The organism is Pseudomonas sp. B22129 (assembly GCF_044218875.1).
Lineage (GTDB): Bacteria > Pseudomonadota > Gammaproteobacteria > Pseudomonadales > Pseudomonadaceae > Aquipseudomonas.
This window is the reverse complement of the sequence record NZ_CP162592.1, coordinates 1,459,319-1,473,005: the sequence shown is the minus strand read 5'-3', so window position 1 is coordinate 1,473,005 and position 13,687 is coordinate 1,459,319. Positions and strand designations below refer to the sequence as shown.

The 13,687-nt window shown below is 63.0% G+C and carries 13 protein-coding genes; 7 read left to right on the top strand and 6 right to left on the bottom strand.

Features of this window, described 5'->3' with window-relative positions; all coding sequences use genetic code 11:
- Window positions 1–28: 28 nt before the first annotated feature.
- The 5 genes from AB4P94_RS06640 to hflK (AB4P94_RS06620) form a co-directional block, all read right to left on the bottom strand.
- Window positions 29–283 carry a membrane protein gene (locus tag AB4P94_RS06640; protein WP_016971728.1) on the bottom strand — a complete coding sequence of 85 codons (255 nt, stop codon included), beginning with the start codon at window positions 281–283 and terminating at the stop codon, window positions 29–31.
- A 141-nt stretch (window positions 284–424) separates the two neighbouring features.
- Complete coding sequence (locus AB4P94_RS06635; RefSeq protein ID WP_395609903.1) at window positions 425–2,311, bottom strand: cation-translocating P-type ATPase; 1,887 nt, start codon at window positions 2,309–2,311, stop codon at window positions 425–427.
- Window positions 2,308–3,342: a protease modulator HflK gene (gene hflK / locus AB4P94_RS06630; protein ID WP_395609902.1), complete on the bottom strand. Its 1,035-nt coding sequence runs from the start codon at window positions 3,340–3,342 to the stop codon at window positions 2,308–2,310. Before hflK (AB4P94_RS06630) ends, AB4P94_RS06635 begins: the two co-directional genes overlap by 4 nt.
- A complete protein-coding gene (hflC, locus tag AB4P94_RS06625; protein ID WP_395611303.1) occupies window positions 3,339–4,328 on the bottom strand; it encodes a protease modulator HflC in 990 nt (329 codons plus the stop codon). The genes hflK (AB4P94_RS06630) and hflC overlap by 4 nt, the downstream gene beginning before the upstream one ends.
- 9 nt (window positions 4,329–4,337) lie before the next feature.
- Complete coding sequence (hflK, locus tag AB4P94_RS06620; RefSeq protein ID WP_395609901.1) at window positions 4,338–6,263, bottom strand: protease modulator HflK; 1,926 nt, start codon at window positions 6,261–6,263, stop codon at window positions 4,338–4,340.
- A 303-nt stretch (window positions 6,264–6,566) separates the two neighbouring features.
- Between hflK (AB4P94_RS06620) and AB4P94_RS06615 the strand changes: the two genes are divergently transcribed.
- From AB4P94_RS06615 to AB4P94_RS06590, 6 genes are read left to right on the top strand one after another with little or no spacing between them, the layout of a single operon-like run.
- Window positions 6,567–7,187 carry a CDP-alcohol phosphatidyltransferase family protein gene (locus AB4P94_RS06615; RefSeq protein WP_395609900.1) on the top strand — a complete coding sequence of 207 codons (621 nt, stop codon included), beginning with the start codon at window positions 6,567–6,569 and terminating at the stop codon, window positions 7,185–7,187.
- A gap of 11 nt (window positions 7,188–7,198) precedes the next feature.
- Window positions 7,199–8,953, top strand: a complete 1,755-nt coding sequence (locus AB4P94_RS06610; protein WP_395609899.1) for a bifunctional alpha/beta hydrolase/class I SAM-dependent methyltransferase — start codon at window positions 7,199–7,201, stop codon at window positions 8,951–8,953.
- Window positions 8,954–8,955: 2 nt separating this feature from the next.
- Window positions 8,956–10,254 carry a phosphatase PAP2/dual specificity phosphatase family protein gene (locus AB4P94_RS06605; protein WP_395609898.1) on the top strand — a complete coding sequence of 433 codons (1,299 nt, stop codon included), beginning with the start codon at window positions 8,956–8,958 and terminating at the stop codon, window positions 10,252–10,254.
- Window positions 10,244–10,687 carry a hypothetical protein gene (locus tag AB4P94_RS06600; protein ID WP_395609897.1) on the top strand — a complete coding sequence of 148 codons (444 nt, stop codon included), beginning with the start codon at window positions 10,244–10,246 and terminating at the stop codon, window positions 10,685–10,687. The genes AB4P94_RS06605 and AB4P94_RS06600 overlap by 11 nt, the downstream gene beginning before the upstream one ends.
- A 9-nt stretch (window positions 10,688–10,696) precedes the next feature.
- Window positions 10,697–11,317 (top strand): lysophospholipid acyltransferase family protein, encoded by a 621-nt coding sequence (locus AB4P94_RS06595; RefSeq protein WP_395609896.1) that lies wholly within the window; start codon window positions 10,697–10,699, stop codon window positions 11,315–11,317.
- A 1-nt stretch (window position 11,318) separates the two neighbouring features.
- Complete coding sequence (locus tag AB4P94_RS06590; protein WP_083356010.1) at window positions 11,319–12,251, top strand: phosphatidate cytidylyltransferase; 933 nt, start codon at window positions 11,319–11,321, stop codon at window positions 12,249–12,251.
- A 149-nt stretch (window positions 12,252–12,400) separates the two neighbouring features.
- Here the strand turns inward: AB4P94_RS06590 and AB4P94_RS06585 are convergent, their stop codons facing one another.
- Window positions 12,401–12,883 carry an Lrp/AsnC family transcriptional regulator gene (locus AB4P94_RS06585; protein ID WP_016978705.1) on the bottom strand — a complete coding sequence of 161 codons (483 nt, stop codon included), beginning with the start codon at window positions 12,881–12,883 and terminating at the stop codon, window positions 12,401–12,403.
- Between the two features lie 127 nt (window positions 12,884–13,010).
- Between AB4P94_RS06585 and AB4P94_RS06580 the strand changes: the two genes are divergently transcribed.
- Complete coding sequence (locus AB4P94_RS06580) at window positions 13,011–13,640, top strand: LysE family translocator (RefSeq protein WP_395609895.1); 630 nt, start codon at window positions 13,011–13,013, stop codon at window positions 13,638–13,640.
- Window positions 13,641–13,687 lie beyond the last annotated feature (47 nt).

Sequence of the window (13,687 nt, the reverse complement as noted above, 5' to 3'; positions counted from 1 at the left end):
CATCCGCTGCGGGAGCACTCGGTGCCGGTTATTCGCCGACTTTGCCGCCAGCCTTGGTGCAGGCATCAGCACTGGCTTGAACTTTGAAGCCCTGGCCTTTGCAAGAACCCTGACCTTTGCAGGCGTGGTCCTTGGTTTTGCAGTCGTTCTGGCCTTTGCAGGCGTTGATGCCGTAGCAGTGCACGGAGGTGTCAGCGGCTTGAGCCTGAGTGACAACACCAGCAAACATGGTAGCGGCGGCCATTGCGAGGGCGGCACCAGCAGCAGCGGATTTGAAGTTCATTTTTGTATTCCTCATGATCGGTAGTGGAGTCGGTCTGAACGGATTGTTCAGTCTCGACATAGCACTAGAGTGAGGTCCCTCATCAGCGTTACAGCTCGCCGCAAATATTTCTAAATATTTTTTATCGGGCCTCTGAATCACTTATTCATCCAGCTTCAACAGCGGCTCCTGAAAGCGTAGCAAACGCCCGGCGTTACCCAGCACCAGCAAGGTGCTGAGGTTGTGCAACACCGCCGCAATCATGGCGCCCGCCGCACCCAACCAGCCGAAGGCCGCGAACACCACGATGGCCAGCGTCCAGCCCAAACCGATGATCACGTTGACCTGCAGCGTTTGCCGGCACTGACGGCTCAAGCGCACGCAAGTACCCAACCGGCGCAAATCGCTGCCGATCAACACCACATCCGCCGACGCCAGGGCGATGTCGGCCCCGCCCGCCCCCATCGCCACGCCGACCACACCCGCCTTGAGCGCCAGAGAGTCGTTAATCCCGTCACCCACCACCATCGGTCGGAAGCCACTGCTGATCTCCCCCAGCACGCGGTTGAGTTTGTCTTCCGGCAGTGCCTGGGCTTCAACGTCGCTGATGCCGACGTCCAGCGCCAGGCTGTCGGCGACGCTCTGGCGGTCGCCCGTCAGCAGCAGTTGGCGGCCCAGGCCCAGGTCGCGCAATTCTTGCAGGGCCTGGCGTGCTTCCGGCTTGACGCTGTCAGCCAGCAACAACCATGCGAGGAACTGCCCGTTCAGCGCCAGCCCGGCAATCGGGCCATCATGGTTGGGAACAGCCGTGGTGACGATGCCCAGTTGCTCAAACAATTCCGGCCGCCCCAACGCTGCCTCGCCCTGCTCGGTCTGCGCCACCACCCCAAGGCCCTGACGCTCACGAATATCCGTCAACACGAGCAGTTGCTCCTGCGTTGCCAACCCCGCCAGCGCGCGGCTGACCGGGTGGCTGCTGGCCGAGCCGAGGCTGGCGGCGAGGTTCAACAGCACCTGCCGATCCGGTGCGCTGGTTTCAATCGATTGCAGGCGCAACGTGCCAAAGGTCAGCGTGCCGGTCTTGTCGACCACCAACGAGGTCAGGTCTGCCAACTCTTCGAGAAACGCCGAGCTGCGAATCAAAATCCCGTGCCGCGCCGCTACGGCAATCCCGGCGATCGCCGTCGCCGGCGCTGACAGCACCAGTGCGCACGGGCACGCCGCTACCAACACGGCGAGCATCGCCTGGGCGTCGTTGGTCACAAACCAGGTCACCGCCGCCAGCAACAGCACCAGCACCATATAACTGCCGGCATAACGCTCCAGCAGCCGCGTGATCGGCGGCTTGGAGCGCTCAGCGTTCTGCATCAGCGCGATGACCTTGCCCAAGGTCGACTCATCGCCGGTACGCGTCACCTGCAAACGCAGCAAACCATCCAGGTTGATCGCGCCGCCAAACACTTGCACACCCTCACTGGCTTCCAGCGGCACCGACTCTCCGGTGATCGGCGCCGTGTCCAGGCTGGCCTGGCCCGACAGCACCACGCCATCGGCCGGCACGCGGTCGCCGGCGCGCACTTCGACGATATCGCCGGCGTTCAGCGTGCCGTTATCCACTTCCACAATGCTGCCGTCCACCTGCACCAACCGCGCATGGCTGCGAGTCAGTTTGCCCAGGGCGTGAATCGCCTCCTGAGAGCCAATCACGCTGCGCTCTTCCAGCACATGGCCGAAAATCATGATGATCGGCAACAGCGCAGCGGTCAGCAAATCACCCGTGGCCCACGCGCCAATCATTGCCAGCGCGATCAATTGGTCAGTGATGCCATGCAGGCTCGGGAAACGCAGGCTGTACCAGGCCGAACGCATCACCGGCACGGCCACCAGCAAGGAAGCCACGCCCAGCAATAACTGGCTGACCCCATTCTGATCCGGCGCCAGCCAGCGCCACACCAGGCCCAATATCAATAACCCCAAAGCCAGCATGGCCAGGGTCAGTTGCCGGGCAGCACTGCGCTGCTCGGCGGATGTCAGCATGGGTGCGCTCATTGTTCGGCTCCCTGAATGATCAAACGGGAGTCGTCTTTGGGGTCGACAGTGGTCACGGAGCCGGCCTGGCCAAGAATCTTCGGCAAACGCTCGCGGTACAGACGCGGCAGCAAGCCCGGGTCTTTGACTTGAGCAAGGCTGGCGACGGTTGCGGTTTGCGCCTGCGCATTGGCCAGGCGCTCACTGGCCTGAGCGTGGGCGACTTGCACCAAACGATCCGCTTGCTGAGTCGCGGTCTGAGTGAGTTTTTCTGCATCAGTGCGCGCGTTCGCCACCGCTTTATCGGCTTGCTGGCTGGCTGTCAGCACCGCGTTGAACGCATTCACCGCCGGGCCGGGCAAGCTCGATTGCACGTCCACGCGCGTCGCTTCGATGCCCAGGCCCAAACCGGTCGACGCCAATTCGGCCAAGCGTTTGTTGATGCCTTGCACCAGATCACCGCGCAGCCGTTCACGGCGCTCGGCGGCGCCGTTATCGGTACCGATCAGTTCAGGGCGCGCCACCAGAATCGTGTCCAGATCGCGCGCCGCCGCCAGCGCCACAGCGCTACGGGTCACCAAGCGGTCCAGCGCGGGCAATACATGTTCGCCCTGCAACACAAAGGCATAGGGCTCAGTGACCTTATAGAACACCCGCACATCCAGCTGCACCACGCCGGCATCGCCGGTCAGCAGGTAACCGGAACCGGCCAGGGCATCGCTCAGTGGCGTGGCAAAACTGGCCACGCGGTCGGCCTGAATCGCGGTGTCTGAACGCAACAGGTTCTCCACGCGGCGCTCGATCACGCGGTCGGCGGCGGGCAGCAACACCACCTGCTCGAACGGCTGCGGCCACGCCAATAAAAGCCCGGCATTCTGAATGCGGTCGAGCGCGCCGAAGTGCAACACCACGGCACGATTCTGCGGGTCAATCTGGCGCACATTGGAAAACGCCCAGGCCAACGCCGCCAACACCGTCACTGCGTACAGCGCCAGAAAGGTCAGGCGCCCGGCCTGGATCCACGGGCTGTCCGGGCCGTCACGCTCGATCATGGCTGGACGTCCTTCGGCCCGTCCACCAATGCGCGGAACGGCGCCGCATCCGTGCGCAAGATGATCTTGGTGCCGGGCGTGACCACCGTGCCCAAGGTATCGAGGGAGCGCAGCAGGTTATACAGCTGAGGATTGCCCGCGTAGGCGCGGCCATAAATCTGCGCCGCTTCCACCCGTGATTGCGCTTCGATATCGGCGGCCTTCACAGTAGCGTCGGCCTGCAAAATGCGCGCATCGCGTTCGGCAGCGGAGCGGATCTGCGCCGCTTCGCGTTTGCCCACGGCAGTACGCTCGGTGGCGATGGTTTCACGCTCGGCACGCATGCGGTCGACGGTGGCGGTGAGTGTCACCGACGGCAACGTCAGCCGCTCGACGCCGACTTGCGCCACGCGCACGCCATAGGTGGTGAGCAATTGTTGATCAATCTGTTGGCGCAACTGCGCTTCGAAATCGGCGATGCGCACCTGGCTGGCATCGGTATTGATCAGGCTGGACAGATCAAAGCTGGCCGCCGTGGTTTCCAGCGCCGAGCCGACAAACGTGCGAATCTGCCGCGCCGCCTCATCCGGCTGGTTCTGCACCGCGCGCATAAAGCGTTGCACATTGTCGGCGTCGCCCTGCACCTGCCACGCCACATAGGCCTGCACAATGATGCGCAGGCCATCACGGGTGCCCACGTCCTGCAACCCGCTGGAGGTGGTGCGCAGGCGCAGGTCCACCGGGATCGCCGCCTCGAAAGGCGCCGGCCAGCGCCAGCCCAGACCTGGCTCCAGCAGCACCCGCGACGGGTTGCCGAAACGGGTAATCACCGTGGCTTCGCCGGACCGCACTTGCACCAGGCTTGCGGCGGCTACCGCAAACAGTACCAGCAACACCGCCCAGGCCATGCGTCGCCAAGGGAACGGGCCGCCAGCCTGCTCATCACCGTGATGATGATGGTGGTGGCCATGATGATGACCGTGATCGTGAGAATGAGCGCTCAACAGACAGACTCCTTATTGAACGGCTTTGCGCGGCGCCGAAGGGTCGGCCGGCAACGTAAAAGAACGCAGATCGATCGTCGGCGCGCCGTCGGCACCCAGGCGATGATCCAGAATAAGCAGCTTGGCGTGGGCCAGGCCCAGGCTCAGTTGACCGAGGTACTGTTCCAGCACGAACGCCTGGCCAGCGGTGGCGTAGGCCTTTTGTTCGGCGGCAAAGCGCAGGTCGGCCGCCTGGGCACCGGCATTGACTTCGCGCGCGGTGGCCAAGGCCTGATCGCGGGCGGTGCTGGCTTGCAGCAAGGCTTGGTTGGTCTGCTCGCTGGCCGCGCCGCGCTCGCGGGAGATCAGCGCCTGGGCACCGATCTGCGCGGCTTGCACGGCGTGGTAAGCGTTGGCCGCGCCCGCCGGAGGGTGAATGGCTTCCACCACCGTGGCGAGGATTTCCACGCCGCTGTCGAGTTTTTGCAGGTCAGCCTGTACCGCGCGGCCGACTTCATCGGCCAGGCGGGTGCGTTGTTCACCGAGCAGCTCGTCGAGGGTGCGCGAGGCGAAATCGTGGACCAGAATGCGGCTGGCCGTGCTGCGAATCAGCGTCGGTACGTCGGCCGTGTTATAGGTGGCGGCGAGTGCGGCCTGATCGGTCAGGCCGATACGGTAGACGAAACGCACATCCATATTGACGATCTGGAAGCCCTGCTTGTCGCCGCTGCTGCTGGCGATCACTTGGGATTTGTCATTCACATGGCTGGCGTCCCACAGCCGGTTGGCGATGGTTGGCGCCGGGCCCTCGGCGGGCGCCAATTCAGGCGCCGCGGCTTCACTGACGCTGGTGGCCAGTTCATGCACCACGCCGTTTTCCACATTCAGTACGCGGCCCAACGGCCACGGCAGCCCGGCATGCAAACCGGGGCCGAACACTTCGACCGGCTTGCCAAAACGCTCGTAAATCCCACGGCCCTGCAGCGGCACTTCGTGCACGCCGGTCAGCGCCCAGCCGACAGCCAACACCACCAGCAACACCGGTAAAAATGCCCGGCGCATGTAGGTGAATGCCCAGATCTGGCGCAGGTCGATGCCAAAGCGGTTGTGCAATTCATGCTGCAGCGCCTGCAAAGGTTGCGGCGGCCAGCGCAGCAACCCGGCGATAAAACTGTGCGCCATCAGGCGTGGTTCGACACGCGGCTGGCGCGGGCTGAACAATGACAGCACGGCCCTGAGCAAAAATTCGACAGCGACCAGGCCTGGCATTAAGCCGATCAACACCGCCAGGCGTAACGGCCAGACCGAGTCCGCACTGGCGAACAGCAGGCAAATCGCACTGGCCACCAGGCTCACAATCGCTACCCGGCTCAATTGCGCCAGTTGCGAGGCTTCCGGCCATTGCGCGGCGGTTTCCTGCGCCAGGCGGCGCTCGAACACCAGCAAACCAAACGCCAGGGCCAAGGCCAGCGCGGCGCCGATGCTGGCGGACTGCCCGACAGCGGCTGCGGGCAACGCCAGGTTCCAGAATTCGAGGATGCTGACCAGCGCCAGCAACGACCAGCCGACCAGCCAGAGCACCGGCGCGCCGATCTGCGCGATCAAGCCGCTGCCGAAACGCCCTACAAGACGCGCGTATAGGCCTGACTCTTCCACCGGCAGTTCGACGACTTCAGTCGTCGGCTCTTCCAGGGCCTGGGCGCGCCAATCGGCGACCCACCACGCGGACTGCAATCCGGCCACCAGCACCAGCAAGGCGGATGCACAGTTGATCAACACCACCGGCCAAATCGACAACGGCGCAAACAACGCGACAAACAGCGCCAGCACCCAGCCGCACACCGCCAGGGCCGTCAGGCCAATACCGGCTTGCCGGAGCCTGCGGGCGTGAAACAACCCCTGTTGAAAACGCGCAAGGCCCTCGACCGAGGCGCCGTCCGCTTCTAGATCCACTTGCATCCACTCAACGCCCACATGTACACAATTCGTTACGATATAACACGGGGCGTGAAATTTTTGTTCGCAAACCTCACAAAACCCCTGTGGGAGCGGGCTTGCCCGCGATGGCGCTGGGTCAGTTATAGAGGTTTTGCCTGATAGGTCGCCATCGCGGGCAAGCCCGCTCCCACATTTGTAGTGCGGTGTGTAGCAGACCGTGATTAAACCCCCAGAAACACGAGCCATCACTGGTGCAGGCCACGATTAATCGGCACACTCCAAAACAGTTTTCGCGGGTTCACGGACAAGGAAGCGCCACCCCCCATGATTTCGATCTATCAGCTCAAGCCGCGTTTTCAAAACCTGCTGCGCCCCCTCGTGCAGCGCCTCTACGACAACGGCACCACCGCCAACCAGATCACCGTGCTGGCCGGCGTGGTTTCCCTGCTGGTCGGCCTGTTGATCGCCAGCTTCGCCCAGCACCTCTGGCTGTTCGCGCTGATTCCGCTGTGGATGATCCTGCGTATGGCCCTCAACGCCATCGACGGCATGCTCGCCCGTGAATTCGGCCAGCAGTCGCGCCTGGGCGCCTACCTCAATGAACTGTGCGACGTGATCGCCGACAGTGCGCTGATCCTGCCCTTTGCGCTGATCCCCGGCGTGAACCTGGCGCCGGTGCTGTTGGTGGCGCTGCTCGCCGTGTTCAGCGAATACGCCGGGGTACTTGGGCCGATGGTCGGTGCTTCACGGCGCTACGACGGGCCGATGGGCAAAAGTGATCGCGCCTTCGTGCTCGGCGTGCTGGCCACCGGTGTGGCGCTGGGCTGGCTCGGCGCGGGTTGGGTCGACACCGTCATGTGGCTGGTCGCCGCCCTGCTCGCCTACACCCTGGTCAACCGCGTGCGCCAAGGCCTCAAAGAAGTACCCACCCCTCCGATTGCATAAGGATTTTTGCGATGCGTGAACAGCAAGAGCACACCTTCAGTACCCATGATGGCGTTGAGCTTTTCTACCGGCACTGGCCGGCCACCGCCCCACAGGGTGATGAGCCGCGAAAGGCGATCCTGCTGTTCCATCGCGGCCACGAGCACTCGGGGCGCATCGCCCACCTGGTGGATGAACTCGACCTGGCGCAATTCGACTTCTTCGCCTGGGACGCCCGCGGCCACGGCCAATCCCCTGGCGAACGCGGTGACAGCCCCAGCTTCGCCACCAGCGCCCGCGACGTTCAAACCTTTTGCGACCACATCGGCACCACGTACAGCATCGAAGAAGAAAACATCGCCGTCATCGCTCAAAGCGTCGGTGCCGTGATTGCGGCGACCTGGGTGCACGACTACGCGCCGAAGATTCGCGCGCTGGTGTTGGCCTCCCCGGCGTTCAAGGTCAAGCTCTACGTGCCCTTCGCCCGCCCCGGCCTGGCGTTGATGCGCAGGTTTCGCGGCAATTTTTTCGTCAACAGTTACGTCAAGGCCAAGTTCCTCAGCCATGACCCGCAGCGCGTGGCGTCCTACGACAGCGACCCGCTGATTACCAAGGCCATTTCGGTGAATGTGCTGCTCGGCCTGTACGAAGCCGCCGACCGGGTGGTAGCCGACGCCCAAGCGATTCAGGTACCGACTCAGCTGCTGATTTCCGGCTCGGACTTCGTGGTCCATCGCAAGCCCCAGCAGCAGTTTTTCGACCGCCTCGGCAGCCTGAAAAAAGAGCTGCACATTCTTCCCGGGTTCTTCCACGACACCCTCGGCGAACGCGACCGCGCGGTGGCCGTGAGCAGCGCCAAGCGCTTTATCCTGCAGAACTTCACGCAGCCGCTGGACCGCGCGTCTTTGCTGGACGCCGACAAACTGGGCGCCACCTGCGCCGAGTCCGAAGCCCTCGCCGCGCCGCTGCCGCGCAACTCCTTGCGCGACCTGTACTGGCGCATGACCCGCGCCAGCATGGGCCTGGGCAAGAACCTGTCGGACGGGGTCAAGCTAGGCTTCGACACGGGCTTCGACTCCGGCAGCACCCTGGACTATGTGTACCGCAACAAACCCACCGGCAAGGGCGGACTGGGGCGGATGATCGATACCAACTACCTCAACTCCATCGGCTGGCGCGGGATTCGTCAGCGCAAACTGAATGTCGAAGAATTGCTGCGCCTGGCCATGGCCAGGTTGCGTGGGGATGACCGTGAAGTGCGCATTGTCGACATCGCCGCCGGCCACGGCCGCTATATTCTCGAAGCCTTGCAGGGCATGTCGCCGCTGCCGGAATCGATCCTCCTGCGCGACTACAGCGACATCAACGTGTGCGACGGTGGCGCCTTGATCCGCGAAAAAGGCCTGGGGGATATCGCACAGTTCGTCAAAGGCGATGCGTTTGACCGCCTGGATTTGGCAGCGCTGGACCCCAAGCCGACGTTGGCAGTGGTGTCCGGCTTGTATGAGTTATTCGCCGATAACGCCATGGTCGGCGGCTCGTTGGCAGGTCTTGCCGAAGCCGTAGAGCCCGGCGGTTATCTGGTCTACACCGGCCAGCCGTGGCACCCGCAACTGGAGTTGATCGCCCGTGCATTGACCAGCCACCGCCAGGGCCAGGCCTGGGTAATGCGCCGCCGTAGCCAGGCGGAAATGGATCAATTGGTCGAAGCGGCGGGTTTTCGCAAGATCACCCAGCGTGTGGATGAGTGGGGCATTTTCAGCGTGTCCCTGGCGCAGAAGATCTGAACATGCGCGAACCCGGCCTATTGAAACCGGCGGTCCTCTGGCTGCTGCTGTTGGCGCCGCTGTTTTTCAGCACCTACGGTTTCGCTACGTGGGTCACCAGCCAGCGCAGCGACGTCGGCACGCTGGTGTTCGGCTGGGAAACCCATATGCCGTTCTGGGCCTGGACCATCGTGCCGTACTGGTCCATCGACCTGCTCTACGGGTTTTCCCTGCTGCTGCCCAATACCCGGCATGAGCTGAAACAACACGCGCTGCGCCTGCTCAGTGCGCAAGTCATTGCGGTGAGTTGCTTCCTGATCTGGCCGCTGCGCTTTACCTTCGAACGGCCGGAGCTGGATGGCGTATTTGGCTGGCTGTTTGCGGTGCTGGCGGGGTTCGACAAACCCTTCAATCAGGCGCCGTCGCTGCATATCGCGCTGCTGGTGATCCTGTGGGTGATGTACCAGCGCCACACCCAGGGCTTCTGGCGCCTGCTGGTGCATGGCTGGTTCGCATTGATCGGCCTTTCAGTGCTGACCACTTATCAACATCACTTTATCGACTTACCCACAGGCGCCCTCGCCGGCTGGCTTTGCGTGTGGTTGTGGCCGATCGAGCACCGGAGCCCGCTGCTGAATGGCCGGTTGACGCGCGATCCCCAGCGTTGGCGGCTCGGCGCGCGCTATGGGCTGGGCGCGCTGGTGCTGGTGGTTCTTGCCTTCGTATTACGCGGCGGGTGGTTATGGTTGCTTTGGCCGGCGGTTTCCCTCGGCTTGATCAAGGCCAATTACTTTGTGCTCGGAGCATCCGGCTTTCAGAAGCGTGCCGATGGCCAACTGACCCCCGCCGCACGCTGGCTGTACGCGCCCTATCTGGCAGGCGCGTGGCTAAATTCACGCCTGTGGACCCGTAAGCATCCACAACCCGACTTGATTGTGGATAACGTTTGGCTCGGGCGAATTCCTGCGGCGAATGAACAGGGTTCGTTCAAGGCAATCGTCGATCTCTGCGCCGAACTGCCGATTGATCCACAGGGCCGCGCTTATCAGTCCATCCTCGTGCTGGACCTTGTCGCCCCGACCCCGGACGAATGCCTGCAAGCCGCTCAAGCCATCGAACGCCTGCGCGCCAACGGCCCGCTGCTGGTGTGCTGCGCCCTTGGTTACTCGCGCAGCGCCACCGCCGTCGCCGCCTGGCTGCTGCACAGCGGGCGCGTGGCAACCATCGACGAGGCGCTGGCTATTATTCGTAAAGCACGGGCCCGTGTGGTCCTGCACCCCGCTCACCGTAAAGCTTTGGAGGGTTTGCCCCATGCCCGCTGATATGGAACTGCAGGTCGTCGCCAGCCTGCTGCGTCGTGGCCGCTCGCTGGATCAGTTATCCACAGGCCTGACGCTGCTCGGCTTTCTGTTCGGCCTGACGCAGCTGTTGATGGCCAGCATTTCCACCATCTGCCTGCTGCTCGCGCTGTGGATGATTGTCCTCGGGCTGCTGCAAAAGTACTGGGCATTGCGCGTGGCCTTCGATGCTGACCTGTTCACGCTGCTGGCCCGGGACACCGAGCGAACCCCGGACCTCGACCAGGCCCTGCAAACCCTCGGCCTGCAATCGGCCAAGCGCGTTGGCCGGCCCTGGACCGAACGTCGCCGCGGCGCGCTCAAACTACTGCGCAAACAGGCCTGGCTGCTGGGCGCGCAAGCGTTGCTGACCCTGGCCGTGATCCTCGCCAGCCCTTGGCTGCCTTTCGCCGGATAAGGAATTCCCATGTTCGAACCCGTGGTCGCCACGCTTATCACTTCGATGGCCCGCACCGTCACCGGTGCCCGCAGCCTGTGGCTCGGTTGTGCGCCCGTGCCGGTGCAGCGCATCTACTTCGCCAACCACAGCAGCCACGGCGACTTCGTGTTGCTGTGGGCGTCGTTGCCGCAGAACCTGCGCAAATTCACGCGCCCGGTGGCCGGCAGCGATTACTGGAACAAAAGCGCGCTGCGCCGCTACATCATCAACCGCGTATTCAATGGCGTGTTGATCGACCGCGAGCGCAAAGACCCTGTGGATAACCCATTGCAGCCGATGCTGGCCGCACTTGAAGGCGGCGACTCACTGATCATCTTCCCCGAAGGCACGCGCAATCTGGAAGACGGCCTGCTGCCGTTCAAAAGCGGCCTGTATCACTTGGCGAAAAGTTACCCACAGGCCGAACTGATTCCGGTGTGGATCGCTAACCTCAACCGCGTCATGCCTAAAGGCCGCGTGCTACCGCTGCCTTTGCTGTGCACCACCAGCTTCGGCGCGCCGCTGCAATTGGAGGAAGGCGAAGACAAAACCGCCTTCCTCGCCCGTACCCGCGACGCCTTGCTCGCCCTCGCCCCGGAGCACGTCTGACATGGATAGCCAAACCCTGATGTTATTCGGCGGCATCGGCGCGATCCTGGTGCTCGCCTCGCTGATCGGCCTGATCCTCAAATTGCGCACACGCGGCACGCCCAACGCGGTGATCGATAACCTCAATGCGCGCATCAACGCCTGGTGGGTGATGGTGGTGGTCATCGGCATCGCCTTCTGGCTCGGCACCGGCGCGGTGATCCTGCTGTTCTACGCCGTGTCGTTCTACGCCCTGCGCGAATTCCTCACCCTCACCCCCACCCGCCGCAGCGACTACCCGGCGCTGGTGGCCGCGTTTTACCTGGCGCTGCCCGTGCAATACCTGCTGATTTATTCGGACTGGTACGGGCTGTTCTCGATCTTCATTCCGGTCTACGTGTTCCTGCTGCTGCCGATCCTCGCGTCCCTCGGTGGCGACAGCACGCACTTCCTGGAACGCGCGTCGAAAGTGCAATGGGGGCTGATGATCGCGGTGTTCTGCGTGTCCTTCGTGCCCGCGCTGCTGACCCTCGACATCCCCGGCTACGAAGGCCGCAACCTGTTGCTGATCGCTTATCTGGTGATCGTGGTGCAACTGTCGGACGTGCTGCAGTACGTGTGCGGCAAGCTGTTCGGCAAACACAAGATCGCGCCCAACCTGTCGCCGTCCAAAACCGTCGAAGGCTTTGTTGGCGGGATCCTGCTGTCATCCCTGATCGGCGCGGCGCTGTGGTGGACCACGCCGTTCAACCCGTGGCAGTCGTTTCTGATTGCGCTGCTGATCAACCTGCTGGGCTTTGCCGGCGGCATCGTGATGTCGGCGATCAAGCGCGACCGGGGCGTGAAGGATTGGGGGCATATGATAGAGGGCCACGGCGGCATGCTGGACCGGCTGGACTCGGTGTGTTTTGCCGCACCGATTTTCTTCCACCTCGTGCGCTACTGGTGGACCTGATTAACACGGCCCTCAACCCCACGTAAATTAATTGTGGGAGCTGGCTTGCCTGCGATGACGGAGTGTCAGCCGGCATCAATGTTGACTGTGCCGACGCCTTCGCAGGCAAGCCAGCTCCCACAGGGTTCGGGGTGGTTTCAAGTAGGTCATCAGCCCGGCAAATGCCCCAGCGGCAATGCGCCTGGGGTTTTCACCGTTTGAATCGCGAAATTGCTGCGAATATCCCTCACCCCCGGCAGCTTCAACAGGCTGCCGGTGACAAACCGTTCATAGCCGCGCAAATCCGGCACCACCACCTGCAACAGGAAATCCGATTCCCCCGACACCAGAAACGCCGAGATCACCTCGGGCAGCGCCGTCACCGCTTCGCGAAAGGCGTTGGCCTCGGTGTCGTTATGCCGCTCCACTTTCACGCCCACAAACACCATCATCCCCAGGCCCACTTCGTCGCGATCCAACGTGGCCTGATAGCCGCGAATCACCCCGGCCTCTTCGAGCAGGCGCACGCGGCGCAGGCAAGGTGAAGCAGACAGGCCGATCTCATCCGCCAGCTGCACATTGCTCAAGCGGCCATCCCGTTGCAGGGCTTCAAGAATCTTGCGGTCAAAGGCATCAAGCTTAAGATTTGGCATAAGTGAATGGCCGTTATGGTAATGATTGGCAGATAGTGCCAAGACTAGACGCTTTTCTGGCTGACTACGCAAGCACCTGCCCCGCCCTTCAACCCTAGAATTAGCCAACATTTGAAGGGGGTGAAACATGGCAGAACTCTGGTTATTTCTAGTGGCGCTTTCGGTGGTGTACCTGCTGCCGGGGCCCGACATGATCCTGCTGCTGCAAACCGGCGCGCGTCAGGGCAAGGCACTGGCACTGACCACAGCGATAGGCCTGGGGCTGGCCCGGGCGTGCCATGTCATGTTGGCCGGCATGGGTTTAGCGACGCTGTTCAAGGTCGCACCGTGGACATTTGATGTGGTGCGCCTGGGCGGCGCGGCCTATTTGTTGTGGCTGGGCGTGCAGTGCCTGCGGGCCAACATGCTGCCCGACCTCGACTCGACGAATACCACCGCAACGGCCCACGCCTGGCGCGCAGCATTCCAGCGTGGCTTGCTCACAAACCTGCTCAACCCCAAGGCGCTGCTGTTCTGCTCGGTACTGTTGCCGCAGTTCATCAACCCGCAGTCCGGACCGGTCGCGGCGCAGTTCGCACTGCTCGGCGCGGTGCTGGTGACGTTCGGCTTTATGTTCGATTGCTGCTACGCCCTGGCCGGCGCACGCATCGGCCAGTGGCTGGCGCGCAATCGCTCGGCGCAACGGGTGCAGCAGTGGTTGTTCGGCAGCCTTTTGATCGGTTTTGCAGTACGCCTCACCTTTGTGCAGCACGCCTGATCGGGTCGGTGTATCCACGTCATCTTTTGTATCAAAGACGCGTGTAA